At 63.5% G+C, this 21,611-nt stretch carries 16 protein-coding genes; 12 read left to right on the top strand and 4 right to left on the bottom strand.

Features of this window, described 5'->3' with window-relative positions:
* Nucleotides 1-24 precede the first annotated feature (24 nt).
* A complete protein-coding gene (locus SOX55_RS05845) occupies nucleotides 25-1,224 on the bottom strand; it encodes an MFS transporter (protein WP_325286503.1) in 1,200 nt (399 codons plus the stop codon).
* Between the two features lie 222 nt (nucleotides 1,225-1,446).
* On the opposite strand from SOX55_RS05845, the gene SOX55_RS05850 reads away from it, so the two are divergent.
* Nucleotides 1,447-2,628, top strand: a complete 1,182-nt coding sequence (locus SOX55_RS05850; RefSeq protein WP_325286504.1) for a pyridoxal phosphate-dependent aminotransferase — start codon at nucleotides 1,447-1,449, stop codon at nucleotides 2,626-2,628.
* A gap of 149 nt (nucleotides 2,629-2,777) precedes the next feature.
* On the opposite strand, the gene SOX55_RS05855 is transcribed toward SOX55_RS05850, so the two are convergent.
* Both SOX55_RS05855 and SOX55_RS05860 read right to left on the bottom strand, forming a co-directional pair.
* Nucleotides 2,778-3,488 (bottom strand): helix-turn-helix domain-containing protein, encoded by a 711-nt coding sequence (locus SOX55_RS05855; RefSeq protein ID WP_325286505.1) that lies wholly within the window; start codon nucleotides 3,486-3,488, stop codon nucleotides 2,778-2,780.
* Nucleotides 3,489-3,656: 168 nt separating this feature from the next.
* Entirely contained in the window at nucleotides 3,657-4,511 is an 855-nt protein-coding gene (locus SOX55_RS05860; RefSeq protein ID WP_325286506.1) for an AraC family transcriptional regulator, read from the bottom strand.
* Nucleotides 4,512-4,963: 452 nt separating this feature from the next.
* Between SOX55_RS05860 and SOX55_RS05865 the strand changes: the two genes are divergently transcribed.
* The 9 genes from SOX55_RS05865 to hgdB all read left to right on the top strand — a co-directional run bounded on the left by SOX55_RS05865 (nucleotide 4,964) and on the right by hgdB (nucleotide 14,367).
* Nucleotides 4,964-5,236, top strand: a complete 273-nt coding sequence (locus SOX55_RS05865; RefSeq protein WP_325286507.1) for an OadG family protein — start codon at nucleotides 4,964-4,966, stop codon at nucleotides 5,234-5,236.
* 59 nt (nucleotides 5,237-5,295) lie between these two features.
* Nucleotides 5,296-5,727 (top strand): biotin/lipoyl-containing protein, encoded by a 432-nt coding sequence (locus SOX55_RS05870; protein ID WP_325286508.1) that lies wholly within the window; start codon nucleotides 5,296-5,298, stop codon nucleotides 5,725-5,727.
* 17 nt (nucleotides 5,728-5,744) lie between these two features.
* Nucleotides 5,745-6,908, top strand: a complete 1,164-nt coding sequence (locus SOX55_RS05875) for a sodium ion-translocating decarboxylase subunit beta (RefSeq protein ID WP_325286509.1) — start codon at nucleotides 5,745-5,747, stop codon at nucleotides 6,906-6,908.
* Nucleotides 6,909-7,026: 118 nt separating this feature from the next.
* Complete coding sequence (locus tag SOX55_RS05880) at nucleotides 7,027-8,124, top strand: CoA transferase subunit A (RefSeq protein WP_325286510.1); 1,098 nt, start codon at nucleotides 7,027-7,029, stop codon at nucleotides 8,122-8,124.
* A 20-nt stretch (nucleotides 8,125-8,144) separates the two neighbouring features.
* Nucleotides 8,145-8,975: a glutaconate CoA-transferase subunit B gene (gctB, locus tag SOX55_RS05885; RefSeq protein WP_325286511.1), complete on the top strand. Its 831-nt coding sequence runs from the start codon at nucleotides 8,145-8,147 to the stop codon at nucleotides 8,973-8,975.
* Between the two features lie 94 nt (nucleotides 8,976-9,069).
* Complete coding sequence (locus tag SOX55_RS05890) at nucleotides 9,070-10,866, top strand: acyl-CoA carboxylase subunit beta (RefSeq protein WP_325286512.1); 1,797 nt, start codon at nucleotides 9,070-9,072, stop codon at nucleotides 10,864-10,866.
* A 75-nt stretch (nucleotides 10,867-10,941) separates the two neighbouring features.
* On the top strand, nucleotides 10,942-11,736 hold the full coding sequence (gene hgdC, locus SOX55_RS05895) for a (R)-2-hydroxyglutaryl-CoA dehydratase activase HgdC (RefSeq protein WP_325286520.1): 795 nt from the start codon (nucleotides 10,942-10,944) through the stop codon (nucleotides 11,734-11,736).
* Between the two features lie 39 nt (nucleotides 11,737-11,775).
* Nucleotides 11,776-13,215 (top strand): (R)-2-hydroxyglutaryl-CoA dehydratase subunit alpha, encoded by a 1,440-nt coding sequence (hgdA, locus tag SOX55_RS05900; protein WP_325286513.1) that lies wholly within the window; start codon nucleotides 11,776-11,778, stop codon nucleotides 13,213-13,215.
* A 3-nt stretch (nucleotides 13,216-13,218) separates the two neighbouring features.
* Nucleotides 13,219-14,367, top strand: coding sequence for a (R)-2-hydroxyglutaryl-CoA dehydratase subunit beta (gene hgdB / locus SOX55_RS05905; RefSeq protein ID WP_325286514.1), 1,149 nt, complete (start codon nucleotides 13,219-13,221; stop codon nucleotides 14,365-14,367).
* A gap of 95 nt (nucleotides 14,368-14,462) precedes the next feature.
* Here hgdB and SOX55_RS05910 read toward each other — a convergent pair whose 3' ends face one another.
* On the bottom strand, nucleotides 14,463-17,114 hold the full coding sequence (locus SOX55_RS05910; protein ID WP_325286515.1) for a translation factor GTPase family protein: 2,652 nt from the start codon (nucleotides 17,112-17,114) through the stop codon (nucleotides 14,463-14,465).
* A 162-nt stretch (nucleotides 17,115-17,276) separates the two neighbouring features.
* On the opposite strand from SOX55_RS05910, the gene SOX55_RS05915 reads away from it, so the two are divergent.
* A complete protein-coding gene (locus tag SOX55_RS05915; RefSeq protein ID WP_325286516.1) occupies nucleotides 17,277-17,990 on the top strand; it encodes an MBL fold metallo-hydrolase in 714 nt (237 codons plus the stop codon).
* 191 nt (nucleotides 17,991-18,181) lie between these two features.
* Complete coding sequence (locus SOX55_RS05920; RefSeq protein WP_325286517.1) at nucleotides 18,182-21,253, top strand: AAA family ATPase; 3,072 nt, start codon at nucleotides 18,182-18,184, stop codon at nucleotides 21,251-21,253.
* Nucleotides 21,254-21,611 lie beyond the last annotated feature (358 nt).

Raw genomic sequence — 21,611 nt, forward strand, 5'->3', positions numbered from 1 at the left:
CGGCGGGGGCCGGGAAGATTCCGGTTATCTGGCCCGCTCGTATCTGGCGGGGCGGCGCAGCCGGGCCGCGGTCCACACGGCGCTGAGGGCCAGCATCAGCCACAGCGTCACCCGCACCGCGGTGACGGGGCTGGCGTCGCCGGTGACGGCGCCCACCACCCCCATGTAGGGAGCGCTGAGGAACACGCCCAGGTTCCACAGGGCGGAGATGACGCCGTTGGCCAGAGGCAGCCGGTCCGGCGACACCATGGCGGCGAAGTCGCTGCAGCAGCCGGGCCACAGCAGATAGGTGGCAAAGCCGACGCACATCTCGCTGGCCACCATCATGGCCAGGTTCCCGCCGAAGCCGCAGCAGGCGGTGCCCAGGCACAGCACGGCCAGGCTGAAGGGCACCATCCAGCGGCCCATGCCCCGGTACAGCCGGTTATACACCAGACTGGACAGCAGGCCGCCCACGGCGTAGGTAGAGGCCACCATGCCCGCGGCGGCGGAGTCCCCCAGGTTCCGGACGGCCAGCACCGAGGACACGTTGAGAATCACCGTGTTCACCAGAATGTACAGCAGGCAGCAGGCAAAGGAGATCACCACCACCCGCATGGAAAACCGGGAGTCCGACGGCCGCTCCATGGCCCCCGGCTCCGCCGTCTCCTGCCGCTCCGGCTCCGGCAGGAAGAGAAACACCAGCACCAGCGGCACCAGCAGAATTCCGTGGACCAGCCACACATTCCGGACATCGGCGGCGCAGGCCGCGCCGGACACGCTCTGGTACAGCATGCCCGACAGGTTCATGGCCATCATGCCCAGGCCCATCATCCGGCCCTGCTCCTCCCAGCCGTAAAGCCGGGCCACCAGGGCGTTGCTCAGGGGGTAGGACAGTCCCACGCCCACGCCGCACACCACCCGGCAGGCCATCACCGGCCAGAACCGGTCCGGGAACAGGCAGGGCGCCATGCCCCCCGCCAGCATCAGCACCAGCGACGCCAGCAGCACGGGGCGGTAGCCTACCCTCCGGCCCACCACCGCGCCGGACAGCAGGGAGAAGGGCACCACCATCAGCGCCACCACGGTGGAGAGCATCAGCACCCGGCTGTAGGGCACGGCGCTGTAATACTCCCCCAGCCGGTTCATGGCCGGGGTGAGAATAAAGGGAACGGTACTGAGCCAGAAGGTGGGCAGCACGCCCAGCGCCATGGCCAGCCCTTTCCGGCCGTTTCGCAGACCCATGGAGGTCACGCTCCTTTGTGACGGGAGATCCCCTCCCGCGGATGTAAGGCGATTCTATCCCTGCCCCGTCGAATTATCGTCAAACCGGCAACGGCCCCCTTTCCCCCGCCCCGGCGGGATTTCCACTTGACGGGTCCGCCCGGTTGGCGTACTATAACTTTATCAGCGCAAAGCTTTAATCTGCGGCGTTCCCCCGGGACGCCGGACAAGGAGTGCATCCCAATGATCTCTGAAACCATGTACACCCTCGGCTCCAAGCGGTCCTGCATCCGGGACCTGTTTGAATACGGCCTGCAGCAGGCCGCCATTGTGGGCAAGGAAAACGTCTACGACTACTCCCTGGGCAACCCCTCCATCCCCGCGCCGGCGGAGGTGAACGGGGCCATTGCCGCCATCCTGCAGGACACCGACTCCCTGGCCGTCCACGGCTACACCCCCGCCGGCGGCGCCATGTCCGCCCGGCAGGCCCTGGCGGACGACCTGAACCGGCGGTTCGGCACCGCCATCCGGCCCCAGAACCTGTTTCTCACCTGCGGCGCCGCCCCGGCCCTGATCTCCGTCATCCGGGCGCTGGCGGTGGAGGGCGCCGAGATCATGGGCATCGCCCCCTACTTCCCGGAGTACGTGCCCTTTGTGGAGTCCAACGGTGCCCGGTTCGTGGAGGTCCCCGCCGACACCGACTCCTTCCAGATCCGGCTGGACGAGCTGGAGAAGCGCATCACCCCCCACACCCAGGCCGTCATCGTCAACTCCCCTAACAACCCCTCCGGCGTGGTGTACACCCGGGAGACCCTGGAGCGTCTGGCGGAGATCCTCACCCGGAAGGGCGCCGAGATGGGCCACCCCATCTACCTGATCGCCGACGAGCCCTACCGGGAGCTGGTGTACGGCGGCGCGGAGGTGCCCTTCATCCCCACCATCTATCCCAACACCGTGGTATGCTATTCCTACTCCAAGTCCCTGTCCCTGCCCGGCGAGCGTATCGGCTACGTCTGCGTGCCTGACGATGCCGCCGACAGCGAGGCCCTGTACGCCGCCGTGGCCGGCGCCGCCCGGTCCCTGGGCCACGTCTGCGCCCCCTCCCTGATGCAGCTGGTGGTGGCCCGCTGCGCCTCCGTCCGCCCGGACCTGGAGGCCTATGACCGCAACCGCACCGTGCTGTACGAGGCCCTGACCTCCTACGGCTACCAGTGCGCCAAGCCCACCGGCGCCTTCTACATGTTCGTGAAGGCCCCCGGCGGCAGCGCCGCCGCCTTCTCCGACAAGGCCAAGGAAAAGAATCTGCTGGTGGTCCCCGGCGGCGACTTCGGCTGCCCGGAGTTCTTCCGCCTCAGTACCTGCGTGGCTCCCGACATGATTCAGCGGAGCCTGCCGGTGTTCCGGGAGCTGATCGGCCAGTTCTGAGCCGTCCGCTAAAACAGAATGACGCAAAACAGCCCGGACACTTCCTTGTCCGGGCTGTTGGTTTCTGCAGCCGCAGCACAAGGGATTCCCTGTCCCGCGCCTTTGCGTCTGTCCGGGAACCCGCCGCCCCGCGGCCATCCGTCACGGAATCACGATTCCCACTTCTCCCATCGGCAGACATTGTCCTGAAAATCAAACACATCCGCGATGGTCACATTTCTGACGTCTCCCTGATACTCCGCGCACAGCACCACGCGGTACTCCCCGTATTCCGACAGTTCACCGGCATCGAATACCGCCCTGCAGAGCCCGTTTTCGTACTCCGACACAGCGGTCACACCGGGAAAGCTGCTGTCATAGCCGGAGATTGTGACGGAATAGGTGATATCCTCCTTTCCGACGCTCGGAACAAAGGTGCACACAAGCTCCTCGCCGCCGCATTGAAAGGACACGCTCGACACCTCGATTTTCTCCGGCAGCGCAGGCCCGGAAGCACTCCCGGAGCCGCCGCTCCCGAAGCAGATTCTTCCCACCAGGATCCCGTTGACCACAAGGGAAATCAGAAACAGCACCTTCCAGACGGCCGCTGCCCGCCGGTTCCGGGCCGCAAGCTGTTCCTGAATCTTCGCCAGGGTTTCCGCGGGCGCGTCCGCCCTGTCTCCCTGCTCCGGACCTCCCAGCAGGGCGGAAACGGAAACCTCCAGCGCCTCCGCGATTCTGCACAGGGTGTCCGCATCCGGAACCGCTGTTCCCTTCTCCCATTTCGAGATGGTCTGTCGCACAACATGCAGCTTCCCGGCCAGGGCCTCCTGGGTAAGTCCCCGCTCTTTTCTGACTTTCGCAAGGTTTTCATTCAGCATGGAAGTCGTCTCCTTCCTGTTCTTATGGCTCCATATTAAGAGACTTTCTCCGCAGCATCAAGCAACCGGCAGGCGCGGCACGCACCTGTGGGCTGCAAAGACAGCCACAGCGGAATCAACCGCTGTGGCCGGCCCGGAAGCCCCGTCTTCCGGCGGGGCATTCTGCATTCAGTTCTTCTTTTCCGACAGGGTGGTCAGCTGCTTGGCGCTTTGCATATATTGCCGGGCGTACCGCTTGGGGGACACGCCGGTATAGGTGCTGAAGGTGCGGATGAAATGGGAGTTGGTCTGGAATCCCGCCCGCTCCCCCGCCTCCTGCACGGAGATGGGCTGGCGCAGCAGCTCCCGGGCCAGAATGATCCGCCGCTGGATGACGTACTCCATGACGCTGAAGCCCGTCACGTTCTTGAAGATGTGGCACAGGTGGTACTTGCTGATGGAAAACTGCCTGGCCAGATCGTCCAGGGTGAAGGATTCCGTGAAGTGCTCCTGGATATACTGCAGCACCGGCAGCACCCGCTCATAGTCCGGGTTCACGATGCCCGACTCCACCTCCGAGGACTGCCAGATGTCGCAGACCTTCAGCAGCAGCTCCAGCAGCAGGATGTTCTGGCGCACGTCGCTGCCGAAGCGGGTGGGCTCCGGCACGCTCTCCAGCTGGTTGAACAGCTCCGTAAGGTCCCGGCGCTGCTGGTCGTTCAGCAGCGTGCAGGTTTTGGCGTTCTGGAAGCTGCGGACGAAGTCCGTCTGGACGGTGGACAGCCGCTCCAGCGTGGAGGGCAGAATGTGCATGATATACCGGCGGTAGGGCTGGTCCGTCCGCTCGTGCACCGTGCGGTGCAGCACCGCCGAGTCCAGCAGGAACAGGGTATTCTTCTGGATGGGGTACATATCCTGTCCGATAAAGAAATCCCCTCCGTCGGACAGGGACAACAGCAGCTCCACACTTTCGTGAAAATGCAGTTTGTCCATGTGCCAGGTTTCATCCTGATTCAGGCTGATGGAAAAGTCCTCCCGCTGCACTCCGCTCGCTCCTTCCGGTATTCCGCCAAAATTTTAACGAAATCATTCTACCGCAAACAGCAAAATAAGTCAACTTCTTTTCTACGTTTCGCTATATCCGAAAATAATTCACGGAAACACCGTGTCAAAGCCCCGCCGCCGGGGATGCGGCAGGCCGCCGCTTCCGCACAATTGAAACCGCGGCGGCCGGGTTTTTCCGTACATTTTCCCAAAAGAGCGCATTTTCTGTCGAAAAAACGTGCCGCTGTCAGTTTTGTCATGAATTTCTCCCTTTCCCTGTCAGCAACTTAGCAAGATCCGCGATCAAAATGACAATTTGCAGAATTTTATTGTTTTAATTGTATGGTATACTCTTGGCAGAGTGTATTATGACTCATTATGTGTGTCACTACGTTTCCGGTGTCCCCCGGGAACTCCGAATGGGAGGTGAGATTGTGTGGACAACAACGTCAATGACCCTTGCTGAATCTGTGCTGGTTTCCATCATGGGTTTCTCCATCGTGTTCGGTATGCTGGCTTTCCTGGCCATCGTCATTCTGGTGTTCTCCAAGGTTTTCCCCGCTCTGGCCGGTAAGGGCCAGAAGCAGCCTGCCCCGCAGGCGGCCGCCCCTGCCCCCGTGGTAGAGGACAAGAGTGAGGCCGTGGCGATCATCACGTCCGTCATCTGCGAGGAACTGAATGCCGACCCCAAAGAGCTGAGCATCCGCGGCATCCGTGAGGTGTGAGCCCCGTCCCTACCAACCATACTTAAAAAATAATGTGTAAAACAGGAGGATTTTACGTCATGAAGTACAATGTTACCATCAACGGCAAGCTGTATGAGGTCGATGTGGAGCGGGTGTCTCCCTTCCATCAGATGACCCGCGAGGAGATCGCCACCGGCGTTGTGGCCGCTCCCGTGGCCGCTCCCGCTCCCGCCCCCGTGGCCGCTCCCGTTGCTGCCCCCGCCCCCGCTCCCGCCCCCGCTCCTGCTCCCGCTCCCGCTGCTGCCCCCGCCGCCGGCGGTGTCTCCGTGGTCTCTCCCATGCCCGGCACCGTGCTGGACGTGAAGGCTCCCGTGGGCACCCAGGTGACCGCCGGTCAGTGCGTCATCATGCTGGAGGCCATGAAGATGGAGGTTGAGGTTGTGGCTCCCCAGGCCGGCACCGTTTCCGCCATCAACGTCAAGAAGGGCGACGCTGTTTCCACCGATCAGGTCCTGGCTGTGCTGGGCTGATATAGGGAGGGCGTACCTTGAACTTTCTGTCCGTTCTGACCGCGCTGCTGGCTAAGTCCGGCTTCGCGGCTCTGGGCTGGCAGAGCGCGGTGATGATCCTGATTTCCTTTGTGCTGATGTATCTGGCCATTGTGAAGAAGTTCGAGCCGCTGCTGCTGCTTCCCATCGCCTTTGGTATTTTCCTGTCCAACCTGCCTCTGGCCGGCACCTTCTCCTATTTCTATGAGGTGGAGCACTGGTATCAGGCCGGTATCATCGGCGTCATGTACATGGGCGTCAAGTCCAGCTTCTTCCCCTGCATGATGTTCCTGGCCGTGGGCGCCATGACCGACTTCGGTCCCCTGATCGCCAACCCCATCAGCCTGCTGATGGGCGCCGGCGCCCAGTTCGGCATCTACATCGCCTTTATGGTGGCAAACGCCATCACCATCGGCGGCCAGCATCTGTTCACTCCCCAGCAGGCCGCTGCCATCGGCATCATCGGCGGCGCCGACGGCCCCACCGCCATCTACACCGCCAACCAGCTAGCTCCGGAGCTGGTGGCCCCCATCGCCGTGGCCGCCTACTCCTACATGGCTCTGATCCCCATGATCCAGCCTCCTCTGATGAAGCTGATGACCACGGACAAGGAGCGCAAGATCAAGATGAAGCAGCTGCGCCAGGTCTCCAAGACCGAGAAGGTGGTCTTCCCCATCATGGTGGCCACCGTCTGCGCCCTGCTGCTGCCTGACACCGCTCCCCTGATCGGCATGCTGATGCTGGGCAACCTGTTCCGCGAGAGCGGCGTTGTGGACCGTCTGAGCGACGTGGCCCAGAACGCCCTGTGCAACATCTGCACCATTTTCCTGGGCCTGTCCGTGGGCGCCACCGCCAAGGGAGACATCTTCCTGAAGCCCCAGACGCTGGCCATCATTGCCCTGGGCCTGTTCGCCTTCTGCTTCGGCACCCTGGGCGGCCTGCTCATCGGCAAGATCCTGTGCGTGATCACCAAGGGCAAGATCAATCCCCTCATCGGCTCTGCCGGCGTGTCCGCCGTTCCCATGGCTGCCCGTGTGGCCCAGAACGTAGGCGCCAAATACGACCGCACCAACTTCCTGCTGATGCACGCCATGGGCCCCAACGTGGCCGGCGTCATCGGCTCCGCTGTGGCCGCGGGCTTCTTCCTGATCTTCTTCGGTTAAGCCCCGTTTGTCCATGATTCATCGGGGCACGCCTGTATCAGACGTGTCCCGATGTGCATGATTTCCCCACCATCCCCACCACGCTATTTCGAATCGAAAACATACAGGAGGCATTATTGTGAACAAGGTTATGAGTCTGCATGACGCCGTTGCCAAGTATGTCGAAAACGGCGATTGCCTGGCACTGGGCGGTTTCACCACCAACCGCAAGCCCTATGCCGCGGTTTCTGAGATCCTGCGTCAGGGTCAGGGCGATTTCGTTGCCTACGCCGGCCCCGGCGGCGGCGACATCGACATGCTGATCGGCGAGGGCCGCGTCAAGGCCTACATCAACTGCTACACCGCCAACTCCGGTTACACCAACGTCAGCCGCCGCTTCCGCGCCTTCATTGAGCAGGGCAAGCTGACCTATGAGGACTACTCTCAGGACGTTCTGATGCTGATGCTGCACGCCGCGTCCCTGGGCCTGCCCTTCCTGCCCGTGAAGCTGATGCAGGGTTCCAGCCTGATGACCGAGTGGGGCATCAGCCCCGAGAAGCGCCAGACCATGGACAAGGTGCCCGATCTGAAGTGCGTTGAGATCGACAACCCCTTCCAGGCCGGCGACAAGGTTGTTGCTGTTCCCGTTCCCCGCATCGACACCGCCCTCATCCACGTGCAGAAGGCCTCTCCCGACGGCACCTGCATCATCGAGGGCGATGAGTTCCACGACATCGACATCGCCGTGGCCGCCCGCAAGGTCATTGTCACCTGCGAGGAGATCGTCAGCGACGAGTGGATCCGCCGCGATCCCACGCTGACCCGCATCTTCGGCGAGTGCGTTGACGCTGTGGTCCGCGCTCCCTACGGCGCGTGGCCCGCTCAGTGCTACAACTACTACGACGACGATGACAAGGGCCTGAAGGAGTACGACAAGGCCTCCAAGTATCAGGACGCCGAGGATGCCAAGGCCCAGCTGGCCAAGGCCGCCGCCAAGGCCCAGAAGGCCGCCGACGCCAAGCCCGGCGACGAGAAGCTGGCCGCTGCCGCCGCCAAGGCCGCCAAGGCCGCCGAGGATGCCGCCAACGGCACCGCCATTCCCGAGACCTTCAAGGACTTCCTGGCCAAGTACGTGTACAACTGCGCGGATCAGGACGCCCTGCTGGACGTTCTGGGCGGCGCCCGTCTGATGAACCTGAAGAACGAGCCTCACCTGGGCTACTCTACCAGGCACTAATCGGTAGGAGGTAAAGAGAAATGGCTGAATTTACGAAGTATACCAAGCAGGAAATGCAGGCTTACGCCATCGCTAAGAACATTCAGGAGAACCAGATCGTCATCGTGGGCACCGGCCTTCCCCTGATCGGCGCCTCCCTGGCCAAGGCCGTGGTCTGCCCCAGCTGCCATCCCATCGTGGAGAGCGGCCTGATGGACTGCAGCCCCATCGAGGTTCCCCGTTCCGTGGGCGACAACCGCTTCATGGCCCACTGCGCCGTGCAGTGGCCCAACATCCGCTTCATCGGCTTCGAGGCCAATGAGTGGCAGCATGACTCCAACCGTCTGATCGCCTTCATCGGCGGCGCTCAGATCGACCCCTACGGCAACGTGAACTCCACCTGCATCTACGGCAAGGGCAACTACCTGCAGCCCACCACCCGGTTCACCGGCTCCGGCGGCGCCAACGGCATTGCCACCTACTGCAACACCATCATCATGATGCAGCACCAGAAGCGCCGCTTCATGGAGAAGATCGACTACATCACCTCCTGCGGCTGGATGGACGGCCCCGGCGGCCGTGAGCGCGCCGGCCTGCCCGGCAACCGCGGTCCCCAGATGGTGGTGACCGACCTGGGCATCATGAAGTTCGACGAGGAGACCAAGCGGATGTACCTGGCTTACTACTATCCGTTCTCCAATCCCGAAATGGTGCAGGAAAACACCGGTTTCGAGATCGACGTCTCCCGCGCCCAGCTGATGGAAGGCCCCAGCGACGAGCTGATCCGCGTCATCCGCGAAGAGATCGACCCCGGCCAGGCCTTCATCAAGATCGCCAAGGATTTCAAGGGCATGGAGATCATCAGCAAGTAATCCCCCTGTTCCGCCGCAGCGGTCCGCTCTCCTCCGGGAGAGCGGAGGCTGCTTCACGAAAAGCATACAAAAATTGAAAGGAGCATCATTCCCTATGGGCAATTATTCTATGCCTTCCTATTTCCAGTCCATGCAGGTGCTGAAGGGCTCTCCCGTGGCCCCCAACGCCGAGAACGCCGCTGAACTGAAGAAAATCGAAGACGAGCTGCACACCAAGGTCGCGGAGATGCTGTCTGCCGGCGTCTCCGACGAGAAGATTCATCAGAAGGGCCAGATGACCGCCATGGAGCGCGTTCTGGCGCTGGTGGACGAGGGCAGCTTCTGCCCCCTGAACTCCCTGTACAACCCCGCTGACAACGACGAGAAGAAGATCGGCATCATCGGCACCTCCCTGGTGAAGGGCCTGGGCCGCATCAACGGCAAGTGGGCTGTCATCATCGCCTCCGACAACAAGAAGATGGCCGGCGCCTGGGTTGCCGGTCAGGCTGACAACCTGCTGCGTGGCAGCGACACCGCCAAGATGCTGGGCATCCCCCTGATCTACATCCTGAACTGCTCCGGCGTGAAGCTGGACGAGCAGGAGAAGGTGTATCCCAACCGTCGCGGCGGCGGCACCCCCTTCTATCGCAACTCTGAGCTGAACCAGCTGGGCATCCCCGTCATCGTGGGCATCTACGGCACCAACCCCGCCGGCGGCGGCTACCACTCCATCAGCCCCACCATCCTGCTGGCTCACAAGGACGCCAACATGGCTGTCGGCGGCGCCGGCATCGTGGGCGGCATGGACTCCAAGCCCTACGTGGACATGGAGGGCGCTCAGGGCATGATCGACGCCACCCGCAAGATGAAGAACGATCCTCCGGGATCCGTCTCCATCCACTACAATGAGACCGGCTTCTTCCGCGAGGTTTACGCCGAGGAGCTGGGCGTGCTGGACTCCATCAAGAAGTACATGGAGTACCTGCCCGCTTACAACCTGGAGTTCTTCCGGGTGGATACCCCCAAGGCTCCCGCCCTGCAGGGTGAGGACCTGTACAACATCGTCCCCCTGAACACCCGCAAGTCCTACGACATGTACAACGTGCTGAAGGCTCTGGTGGACGGCGGCGAGTTCATGGAGTACAAGGCCAACTACGGTCCCGAGATGATCACCGGCCTTGCCAAGATCGACGGTCTGCTGGTGGGCATCGTCGCCAACCGTCAGGGCGTGCTGGCCATGCAGGGCTTCCCCAACTATCCCGAGTACCGCGGCCAGGGCGCCATCGGTATGGGCGGCAAGCTGTATCGTCAGGGCCTGATCAAGATGAACGAGTTCGTCACCCTGTGCAACCGTGACCGCGTTCCCATGCTGTGGATCCAGGATACCACCGGCATCGACGTGGACAACGAGGCCGAGAAGGCCGAGCTGCTGGGCCTGGGCCAGAGCCTGATCTACTCCATCCAGTCCACCAACCTGCCCATGCTGGAGATCACCCTGCGCAAGGGTACCGCCGCTGCCCACTACGTGCTGGGCGGCCCCCAGGGCAACGACAACAACGTGTTCTCTCTGGGCACCGCTGCCACCGAGATCAACGTCATGTACGGCAAGACCGCTGCCGGCGCCATGTACAGCCGCCGTCTGGTGAAGGAGCAGGACGCCGGTCAGGACCTGCAGCCCACCATCGACAAGATGAACAAGCTGGTGCAGCACTACATCGATACCTCCGTCCCCTCCTACTGCGCCAAGAGCGGCATGGTGGACGAGATCGTCGACATGCCCAAGCTGCGCAACTATGTGGTGGCCTTCGCTGACGCCGCCTATCAGAATCCCAAGTCCATCTGCCCCTTCCACCAGATGCTGCTGCCCCGCGTGATCCGCGACTACGACCGCATCAACGGCCTGCAGAAGTAAGATACTGTTTCCTTTATGGCACCGCCTCACGGCGGTGCCATAAAGGCCAACCTGACGAAAGGAATTTCCCTGACCATGAAGGACATTTACACCCTCGGTATCGACATCGGCTCCACCGCCTCCAAGTGTGTCATGCTGAAAAACGGCACGGAGATCGTGTCCAAATCCCTCATCAGCGTCGGCGCCGGCACCAGCGGCCCCCAGCGGGCCATTGACGAGGTGCTGGGCAACGTGGGCATGAAGCGGGAGGATATGGCCTGCGTGCTGGCCACCGGCTACGGCCGCAACTCCCTGCCCGACATCGCCGACCGGCAGATGAGCGAGCTGAGTTGCCACGCCCGTGGCGCCGCGTTCCTGTTCCCCAACGTCCGCACCGTCATCGACATCGGCGGCCAGGACGTGAAGGTCATGCACGTGGAAAACGGCAATCTGGTGAATTTCCAGATGAACGACAAGTGCGCTGCCGGCACAGGGCGGTTTCTGGACGTGATGGCCCGGGTACTGGAGGTAAAAGTCCAGGATCTGGGAACTCTGGGCGCGCAGTCCACCAAGTATGTGGGCATCAGCTCCACCTGCACCGTGTTCGCCGAGAGCGAGGTCATCAGCCAGCTGGCCCAGGACACCGACAAGTGCGATATCATCAACGGCATCCACAAGTCCGTGGCCAACCGGGTGGTGGGCCTTGCCAACCGGGTAGGCGTGCAGGAGGACATCGTGATGACCGGCGGCGTGGCGCAGAACATCGGCGTGGTTTCCGCGCTGGAGGAACAGCTGGGCCGCAAGATTCACGTCTCTCCGCTGACCCAATACAACGGCGCTCTGGGCGCCGCCCTGTTCGCCTGGCAGAAGGCGTCCAGGGACGCGAAATAAAACGCTCCAATCCTGATTTGATAATAGGAGGAATTTACCATGGCTAAAACTGTAAGCCCCGGCGTCCTGGCCCTGCGCAAGGTCGTCGATGACGTCCACGCAGACGCCCGCAAAGCCAAGGCCGAGGGCAAACTGGTTGGCTGGTCCAGCTCCAAGTTCCCCTGCGAGCTGGCTGCGGCTTTTGACCTTGACGTCATGTATCCTGAGAACCAGGCCGCCGGCATCGCCGCCAACCGCGACGGCGAGATCATGTGCCAGGCCGCCGAGGATCTGGGCTTCGACAACGATATCTGTGGCTACGCCCGCATCTCCCTGGCCTACGCCGCCGGCAAGCGCGCCGCCTACAAGTTCGATCCCGAGACCCTGGAGGACGTGATTGATCCCAACAGCGGCAAGCCCATGAAGGACGAGAACGGCAAGGTCATCATCGACCCCGAGACCGGCAAGCCCAAGAAGGACCCCAAGACCATGAAGCCCTACACCGTGCTGGTGGACATTCATGAGATCGACGCCCTGCCCGACGGCCCCCTGAAGGACAAGTACCGCGCCTCCATCAAGCCCTATCGCCAGATGCAGATTCCCCAGCCCGACTTCGTGCTGTGCTGCAACAACATCTGCAACTGCATGACCAAGTGGTATGAGAACATCGCCCGGATGTGCAACATCCCCCTGATCATGATCGACATCCCCTACAACAACACCGTGGAGGTCCACGACTCCAACGTGGCTTACGTCCGCGCCCAGTTCGACAACGCCATCCATGAGCTGGAGAAGCTGACCGGCAAGAAGTTCGACGAGAAGAAGTTCGAGGCTGCCTGCGCCAACGCCAACCGCACCGCCAGCGCCTGGCTCCGCGTCTGCGACTACCTGCAGTACAAGCCCGCCCCCTACAGCGGCTTCGACCTGTTCAACCACATGGCCGACATCGTCACCGCCCGCAGCAAGGTCCAGGCCGCCGAGGCCTTCGAGCTGCTGGAGAAGGACCTGGAGATCGCCATCAAGGAAGGCACCACCACCACTCCCTTCCCCGAGCAGTATCGCGTCATGTTCGAGGGCATCCCCTGCTGGCCCAAGCTGCCTGACCTGTTCAAGCCCCTGAAGGCCAACGGCGTCAACGTCACCGCCGTGGTGTACGCCCCCGCCTTCGGCTTCGTCTATGACGATCTGGACGGCATGGCCCGCGCCTACTACAAGGCCCCCAACAGCGTCTGCATTGAGCAGGGCGTGTCCTGGCGTGAGGGCATCTGCCGTGACAACAAGGTGGACGGCGTACTGGTCCACTACAACCGCTCCTGCAAGCCCTGGTCCGGCTACATGGCCGAGATGCAGCGCCGCTTCACCGCCGATCTGGGCGTGCCCTGCGTCGGCTTCGACGGCGACCAGGCGGATCCCCGCAACTTCAACGCCGCCCAGTATGAGACCCGCGTTCAGGGCCTGGTGGAAGCCATGGAGCAGAACGCTGCCAAAAAGGAGGGCTAACCCATGAGCATTGAGACGATTGTTAAGGAATTTCAGCAGGTTGCCGCCAATCCTTCCGCTCAGCTGAAGCAGTACAAGGCTGAGGGCAAGAAGGTCATCGGCGTTCTGCCCTACTACGCTCCCGAGGAGCTGGTCTACGCCGCCGGCATGGTGCCCATGGGCATCTGGGGCAGCAACAACAAGACCATCTCCCGCGCCAAGGAGTATTGCGCCACCTTCTACTGCACCATCGCCCAGCTGGCTCTGGAGATGCTGCTGGACGGCACCATGGACGGCCTGGACGGCCTGATCACCCCCACCATCTGCGACACCCTGCGCCCCATGAGCCAGAACTTCCGGGTGTCCGTGGGTGAGAAGATCCCCTGCATCTTCCTGGCCCATCCCCAGAACCGCTTCGCCGACTGGGGCGTGAAGTTCTGCATGGACCAGTACAACGACGTGAAGGCCGGTCTGGAGAAGATCGCCGGTCACGAGATCTCCAACGAGTCCATTCTGGAGGCCATCAAGGTCTACAACAAGAGCCGTGCCGCCCGCCGGGAGTTCGTGAAGCTGGCCAATGACCACTGCGACGTCATCACTCCCACCAAGCGCAGCGCCGTGCTGAAGGCCTCCTTCTTCATGCTGAAGGACGCCTACACCGAGAAGCTGGAGGCCCTGAACGCCGAGCTGAAGGCCCTGCCCGTGTGCGACTGGAAGGGCACCAAGGTGGTCACCAGCGGCATCATCTGCGACAATCCCACCCTGCTGCAGATCTTCGAGGACAACAACATCGCCATCGCTGCCGATGATGTGGCCCACGAGACCCGCAGCTTCCGCGTAGACGCTCCCGAGGACGAGGCCGACGGCATCAAGGCCCTGGCCCTCCAGTTCCGCGCCATGGATTACGACATCCTGCTGTACGATCCCCAGTCCAGCCAGAACCGCCGCGGCGAGTTCGTGGCCAACCTGGTGAAGGAGTCCGGCGCTCAGGGTCTGGTGCTGTTCATGCAGCAGTTCTGCGACCCCGAGGAGATGGAGTATCCGTACCTGAAGAAGGCTCTGGACGCCGCCAACATCCCCCACATCAAGCTGGGCATCGACCAGCAGATGCGGGACTTCGGCCAGGCTGCCACCGCCATTCAGGCCTTTGCCGACGTGCTGAGCATGCTGTAAGGCACCATCCGCTTATTCTGAAACAGCGCAGCGCCCAAAGGGCGCTGCGCTGTTTTCGCAAAAACTCCGCCTGTCCGGGACAGGCGGAGCTTTTTTTATTCCTGCTTTTCCATTGCCTTCTCCATGGCGGAGCGCACCGCCCGGGTCTTTCCGGCGGACTGGTTGTTCTTCCGCAGAACAGCGGCAATCTCCCCCTCCACCGTCTCCACCTCCTCCCGGAAGGCGGAGGCCGGCACCCGCAGGGCGCCGTGGCCCAGGATAATCAGCTGCTCCGCGCCGTCGGAGGTCACCACCCGCACCCGGTTGTCCCGGCCCAGCTGGTAGGTGGCCTTCTCGATATAGGCGTCGGCGGTCTGGGACTCCTTGGTGTACACCACGTGGATGTTGTGGTATCTGGTCACTTCGCCGGTGCCGTGGGGCACCTTGTAGGCGTCAAACACCACAATCACCCGGTTCTTCCGGAACCCCTGATAGTTGCTCAGCAGGTCCATCAGCAGCTTCCGGGCGGCGTCCAGATTGTCCCGGGCCACCTCTTTCAGCTCCTCCCAGGCGAAGATCACGTTGTAGCCGTCCACCAGCAGGTATTCCGGCCCGGCGGGCTGGGGCCGGGCCTTCGGAGGCGCTGCCGCTTCCTGCCGCCGCACCCCCTGCCGCGGGCGGAAGTCCCGACGCTTCACCGGGCCGTAGGTCCGCTCAAAAATGGCCTGCAGCTCCTTGTTCTCCGCCTCGGAACCGCTGTAAGCGCTGCGCCGCACCGGTGCGGCGGCCGCCGCCGCTGCCGGCTCCGGCTGTCCCCCCAGGCGGACGCCGCTGTCCACGTGGGCCTTGGAGGGCACCTCCCGCCAGGGCACGTTGAATCCGGCGCCGTGGCTGCAGAACACGGAGTCCGCCGGGTTGGCGGTGTCCCGCTCCGGGTCATAGCCCACGGCCTCCACCACCGCCTGCTGCTCCCGGCAGGGCTGGTAGCCCCGGAGGGCGCAGATCAGCCGCCCCCGGCCCCGGGTGTAGGCCGCCACATCGGCGGCGTAGTCCCGCAGCTTCGCCACCGGGGCGGCGCCGGTGAGGATGGCCTCCTCCCCGCACAGCTCCGGCTGCACCGTCTCCCCGGCCATCTGCTGCAGGTCCGTCATGGCCCGGCCCACGCACTCCGCCGGCAGCTCCAGCCGGAAGTCATACCAGGGCTCCAGCAGCACGCTCTCCGCCTGCATCAACCCCTGACGCACCGCCCGGTAGGTGGCCTGGCGGAAGTCGCCGCCCTCCGTGTGCTTCACGTGGGCGCGGCCGGCAATGAGGGTGATTTTCATGTCCGTGATGGGGAAGCCGGTGAGGACGCCGGGATGCTCCCGCTCCTCCAGATGGGTCAGCACCAGCCGCTGCCAGTTCACCGCCAGCTGGTCCGACGGACAGTCGGCGTCCACCACCAGACCGCTGCCCCGCTCCCCCGGCTCCAGCAGCAGGTGGACCTCCGCGTAGTGCCGCAGAGGCTCAAAATGGCCGATGCCCACCACCGGGGCGGCAATGGTCTCCCGGTAGACAATGCTGCCGGGGCCGAAGGTCGCCTCCATGCCGAAGCGGTCCCGGAGGATCCGCTGGAGAATCTCCAGCTGCACCTCTCCCATCAGCTGCACGTTGATCTGCCGCAGCTGCTCGTTCCAGACAATGTGGAGCTGGGGGTCCTCTTCCTCCAGCTCCCGCAGGCGGGCCATGGCAGTGTGGGGATCGCAGCCCTCCGGCAGAATCAGCTGATACGTCAGCACCGGCTCCAGCACCGGCGCCTCGGAGGCCGCCTCCGCCCCCAGTCCCTCTCCGGGCCGGGTATGGCTCAGGCCGGTGACGGCGCAGATGGTGCCGGCGGGGGCCTCCTCCACGGTGCGGAACTTGTCGCCGGAGTACAGCCGCAGCTGGTCCGCCTTCTCCTCCCACACCTTGTCCGCCTCCAGCCCCGGACGGCGGTTGGACAGCACGGTTTTCGCCCGCAGGCTGCCGCCGGTGACCTTCAGATAGGTCAGCCGGTTCCCCTGGCGGTCCCGGGCGATTTTATAGACCTTGGCGCCGAACTCCGCCGGATACACAGGCATCCGGGTGTACCTCTGCAATCCCTCCAGCAGCTCCTCCACCCCCTGCAGCTTCAGCGCCGAGCCGAACCACACCGGGAACAGCTGCCGACGGGCAATCAGCTCCGGCAGGATGCTCCGGTCCAGGGTTCCGGTCTCCAGATAGGCCTCCAGCGCCGCCTCGTCCCGCAGCGCCGCCTGCTCCTCAAAGTCCGGCTCCTCCGGGCAGACGGACACACAGCCCTCGTCCAGCCGCTGGCGCAGCTCCGCCAGCAGGGCGGAGCGATCCATGCCCGGCAGGTCCATTTTGTTGACAAAAATCAGCGTGGGGACGCCGCAGCGCTTCAGCAGCCGCCACACTGTCCGGGTGTGGCCCTGGACGCCGTCGGTGCCGCTGACCACCAGAACGGCGTAGTCCAGCACCTGCAGCGTCCGCTCCATCTCGGCGGAGAAGTCCACGTGCCCCGGCGTGTCCAGAAGCTGGATGTCCGCCTCCGGCAGGGCCAGCCGGGCCTGCTTGGAGAAGATGGTGATGCCCCGCTCCCGCTCCATGGCGTCGGTGTCCAGAAAGGCGTCCTGATGGTCCACCCGCCCCAGCTTCCGCAGCGCGCCGCCCCGGTACAGCAAGGCCTCGGAAAGGGTGGTCTTGCCTGCGTCCACATGGGCCAGAATGCCGATAACCAGTCTTTTCATGAAAACTCCTTGTATATTGAAGTAGCGAAACTACGATTCGTAATCGTTTTTTACCGGTTTTCCGCTTTCTATCATACCATGGACCGGCCCGCCGCGCAACCGCCGTTGCAAAAGACGGGCGGGTGTGCTACCATCAAAACACTGAGAAAGGAGGCCTGCCCTATGAAGCAGCTGACCCGCCGGGTCTGGTACCTGCCCCATTCGCCGGCGTCGGACCGGCCCGCCCTGGGCTACATCCGGGGAGACCGCCGGGCGCTGATGGTGGACGCCGGCAACTCCCCCGCCCACGTCCGCCAGTTTCTGCGCTCGCTGGAGGCGGAGGGCCTGCCGGCGCCGGACCTGACGGTGCTGACCCACCGCCACTGGGACCACACCTTCGGTCTGGCCGCGCTGCCCATCCCCGCCGTGGCCGGAGCCGCCACCGCCCGGTATCTGGAGCGGTTCTCCGCCATCCGGTGGGGGGAGGCCGGGCTGCAGGAGTACATAGACCTGGACGGGCTGCGGGAGTTCTCCGAGCCCCACCTGCGGCTGGAATACCCGGACCCCGCCACCATCCGGCTACGCCCGGCGGACATGGCCTTCACCGACACCCTGGAGGTGGAGCTGGGAGGCTGCCGCTGCCTGCTGCGGACCATCCCCAGTCCCCACTGCGATGACTGCGTGCTGGTTCACGTGCCGTCGGAGGGGGTGATCTTTCCCGGGGACAGCTGCTGCCTGCATCTGGTGCGGGGGGACTGGGTGGAGGACCCTGCCGGAACGGCGGCGCTGCTGGCGGTTTTGGAGACGCTGTCCTTTGACGTGGCCGTGGTGGGCCACGACGATCCCGTCTCCCGGGAGGCCCTGCTGGCGGACCTGCGGAGCCGGGCGAAGGGCTGAGGCCGTCTCTCCGTCCATAAAACGTCTCAAATCCGCAGGCGGCCTGCCGGAAAACCACCGTGTTTCCGGTTTTTCACCAGTTTTGTCAAAAATAACTGATGTTTTTGCGTCGAATTTTGTAGACCTTCCGTCGAATTTGTGTATAATGGAGGTATCACCGCCGTCCGCGGGAGGAAATGAGGTCGTGCCCAGTGGCAAAAGTGGAAGTACAGCTGTTTCAGATTCCCTGCGTCAGGCTGGACGGGGAAACAGTATCGTTCCCCTTCAAACGGGTGGACGCCCTGTTTTACTATCTGGCCTGTCAGAAAACCGCCACCCGTCAGGAGCTGGTGAACCTGCTGTGGGAGGACTGCTCCGAAGAGACGGGCTACAAAAACCTGCGCCACACCATCTACACCCTGCGCAAGTGCCTTGGCTCCGACATTGTGCTGACCTCCCCCAAGACGGAGGTCCGGCTGAACCCGGAGCGGGAGGTGGTGTGCGACTTCGACCGGATGGACCCCCAGTCCGCCCAGGATGTGGACCAGTTCCTCCGGGGTTTCACGGTGAAAAACGCCTCCAACTTCAACAGCTGGGTGGACCAGCTGCGGGAACAGCTGAACAACCGCACCCTGGGCCAGCTGGCCGCCAACGCTTCCGACGCCCTGAAGCGGGGCGACCCGGCGGCGGCGGAGCAGTTCGCCCTGGAATACCTGAACCGGGACGGGCTGGATGAGAAAATGGTCACCTTCCTCATGCGGCTTTACCGGCAGGAGGAGCGGTTCTACAAGGCGGTCAACCTCTATCAGCGGCTGAAGGAAAAGCTGGCGGACGAGCTGGGCATCTCCCCCCTCCACGAGACCACCGCCCTGTATTACGAAATCGTCAACCAGTGGAACCAGACCACGGACGAGGAGGAGGACGGCGAAAAGCAGCAGCTGCTGCCCAGCCGCGCCGCCCTGTCCCAGAAGCTGCGGACCCAGTATCAGAACTTTCTGGACTCCTTCAACGGCTCCCCCTCCCTGCTGTTTTACGGCGAGGCGGGCTGCGGCAAGAGCTATCTGATTCAGCACTTTCTGCGCAGCTGCGACCCCTCCCAGTTCCTGCTGCTCACCGGAAACTGCGGCATGACGGACCAGGCCGCCTATCTGGAGCCGTGGAAGTCCATCATGCTGTCGGTGGCGGAGTACTTCCTCAACCACCATCTGCCCATTCCGGAAAACACCCGCCGCACCGTGGCCCCCATCTTCCCCGTGTTCTCCGACTCCTCCGGCGATGACCGGGACCCCCGGCAGTTCAGCCGGGACCGGTGCAGCGACGCCGTGGCCGAGGCGGTGACGCTGCTGCTGAGCATGGTGGCCCAGCAGCAGAAGATTCTGCTGGTGTTTGAGAACCTGCAGTGGATGGACGCCGCCAGCCTGGACCTGCTTTGCCACGTACTGCGCCGCCTGGGCGGCAGCCAGCTGATGCTGCTGGCCACCAGCCGGACGCTGAATCTGAACCTGACCTTCGCCTTTGATGACTCTGTTCTGCTGAAAATCTCCGTCCCCTGCTTCACGGAGGAGGAGACCACCAGCTTCATGCAGTCCGCCCTGGGCTGCGAAATCCCCCTGGCGGTCCAGTCCCGCATCTATGAGGCCACGGAGGGCAACCCCAAGCTGCTGCGGGAGCTGGCGGACAGTCTGCAGGGCAAACCCCTCACAGAGGAGACCCTGCCGGATTCCCGCAGCCTGCTGCGCCAGCGGCTGTCGGGCCTCAGTCCGGAGGCCCTGCATCTGGCCAGCATGCTGGCCCTGTTTCAGGAGAAGGCCCCCTGCCGGCTGCTGCTGGCCGTCACCGGCTGCTCCACCGCCCAGCTGTATGACCTCAGCGTGGAGCTGGAGCAGCACAACCTGGTGGAGGAGCACTACGAGGACGGCGAGAGCTATCTCCAGTTCACCCATCCCCACATGCGGGCCAATCTCTACCAGATGCAGTCCTATTTCAAGCGCCAGCCCCAGCACCTGCTGATTGCCGACCATCTGGAGCGGTCCCTGCGGGAGGGGGACAGCGACGCCTATCTGCAGCTGGTGTACCACTGCGAGCAGGGCGGCGACGCCTACCGCGCCTTCCGCTACCGGGTGCTGTATCTGGACGTGTACACCCGCAGCTGCTGCGAGATGCCGCCCCAGCAGGAGGAGCGGCCCATCCGTCCCCTGCCCGCCGGTTCCTCTGTGGAGGATCTGCTGCGGGAGCTGGACCAGGAGCTGCGGCGATTGCGCCGTCAGCCAGAGGAACATCCTCTGGAGGAGCTGGCGCTGCTGCTGCAGTGCGCCCGCTCCCGGTATCTCATCTACACCGGCAAGTATCAGGAGGGCATCACCGCCGCCAAGGAGCTGCTGGACCGGCTTTCCCAGCAGCCCGACGCCGACCCGGAGCATGTGCTGCGGGTTCAGCAGCAGCTGATCGCCTACGGCTTCCAGACAGAGCAGCTGGAGACCTGCGTGCCCTACATCGCCCGGGGCCTGGAGCTGGCGGAGCAGGCCAATCTGCCCCACTGCCGGGCCCGGTATCTGCTGTACCGGGGCGTCCATTTCTGCCGCGTCGGCGACTATTACAAGGGCAGCTATTTTCTGCAGGAGGCCATGGAGCAGATGCAGCAGCTGCCGGGCCGCCACTCCATGTTCTGCGCCATCGTCCACACCTGGCTGGGAGAGTGTAAGCGCCGCCAGCAGGACTTTGTGGCCGCCTGCGCCGAGTACAAGGCTGCCGCGGACCTGATTCCCCCGCCCAATTACCTACCCGGCTCCGGTTTTCTCTACACCTGCTACGGCCGGGCCGCCTACGCCCTGGGCGACGACTACAAGGCCGCCGGCCTGTTCGCCACCGCCCTGTCCGCCTATGAGCAGACCCGGGAGCTGTCCGGCCGGGCGCTGGCCCAGAGCTACTCCGCCTACTATGCCGCCAAGAAACAGCAGTACGATGAGGCCGCCGCCTTCCTGGCCGCCTCCTGGGAATCCGCCAGCCAGCTCAGCTCCCTGGTGGAGCAGGGCGTCCGGGACAGTGTGCTGGCCCAGCTGCGCCAGGAGCTGGACCTCTCCGGCGAGACGGACAACGCCCTCCACCGCTACCTCTACCGCCCGCTGGACATCTATTGCCACCGGGGCATGCAGCGGCTGCGGGACATCCCCGGCGCCTACGAGTATGACACCCTCAGCGAGTGCCTGAAATTCAGCATCCGGCAGGCAAAGCCGCTGTCGGTGGAGAACCTGTACAGCAAGAACAAGAACTTCATGACGGAATGAGAAAAGCGCCTTCCCCTCCGGGAAGGCGCTTTTTCAGCTTGTGGAAAAACCTCTGTTTTAAGAAAGAGGGTTTCGTTCTGCAGGGGGAGTACGAGGGGGCGGTAGCCCCCTCGTGTTGAATCGAATGCCTGCAAACGGGCTGCGGCAGCAGTCCGTTGCGCCGCGCAGCGGCAGCTTTTTGGACTGCGCAGCAGGCAAAAAAGCGAGGCATTGTATAGGTTGCTCAGTGATTTTTGGCCACGATATTGCCCTTTTTGATCACAATATCCGCCAGGTTGGAGCCCACGCGGTAGCAGATGTAGTCCAGGTCCGGGGCGTCCCAGATCACCAGGTCCGCCTGCTTGCCCGCTTCCACGGT

Origin of the sequence: Dysosmobacter sp., from assembly GCF_034093755.1 — a bacterium.
Lineage (GTDB): Bacteria > Bacillota > Clostridia > Oscillospirales > Oscillospiraceae > Oscillibacter.

Excerpts from the sequence above, each read along its gene's own strand:
- SOX55_RS05845 (WP_325286503.1), bottom strand. The coding sequence starts at position 1,224 with ATGGGTCTGCGAAACGGCCGGAAAGGGCTGGCCATGGCGCTGGGCGTG.
- SOX55_RS05850 (WP_325286504.1), top strand. The coding sequence starts at position 1,447 with ATGATCTCTGAAACCATGTACACCCTCGGCTCCAAGCGGTCCTGCATC.
- SOX55_RS05855 (WP_325286505.1), bottom strand. The coding sequence starts at position 3,488 with ATGCTGAATGAAAACCTTGCGAAAGTCAGAAAAGAGCGGGGACTTACC.
- SOX55_RS05865 (WP_325286507.1), top strand. The coding sequence starts at position 4,964 with ATGACCCTTGCTGAATCTGTGCTGGTTTCCATCATGGGTTTCTCCATC.
- SOX55_RS05870 (WP_325286508.1), top strand. The coding sequence starts at position 5,296 with ATGAAGTACAATGTTACCATCAACGGCAAGCTGTATGAGGTCGATGTG.
- gctB (WP_325286511.1), top strand. The coding sequence starts at position 8,145 with ATGGCTGAATTTACGAAGTATACCAAGCAGGAAATGCAGGCTTACGCC.
- SOX55_RS05890 (WP_325286512.1), top strand. The coding sequence starts at position 9,070 with ATGGGCAATTATTCTATGCCTTCCTATTTCCAGTCCATGCAGGTGCTG.
- hgdC (WP_325286520.1), top strand. The coding sequence starts at position 10,942 with ATGAAGGACATTTACACCCTCGGTATCGACATCGGCTCCACCGCCTCC.
- hgdA (WP_325286513.1), top strand. The coding sequence starts at position 11,776 with ATGGCTAAAACTGTAAGCCCCGGCGTCCTGGCCCTGCGCAAGGTCGTC.
- hgdB (WP_325286514.1), top strand. The coding sequence starts at position 13,219 with ATGAGCATTGAGACGATTGTTAAGGAATTTCAGCAGGTTGCCGCCAAT.
- SOX55_RS05910 (WP_325286515.1), bottom strand. The coding sequence starts at position 17,114 with ATGAAAAGACTGGTTATCGGCATTCTGGCCCATGTGGACGCAGGCAAG.
- SOX55_RS05915 (WP_325286516.1), top strand. The coding sequence starts at position 17,277 with ATGAAGCAGCTGACCCGCCGGGTCTGGTACCTGCCCCATTCGCCGGCG.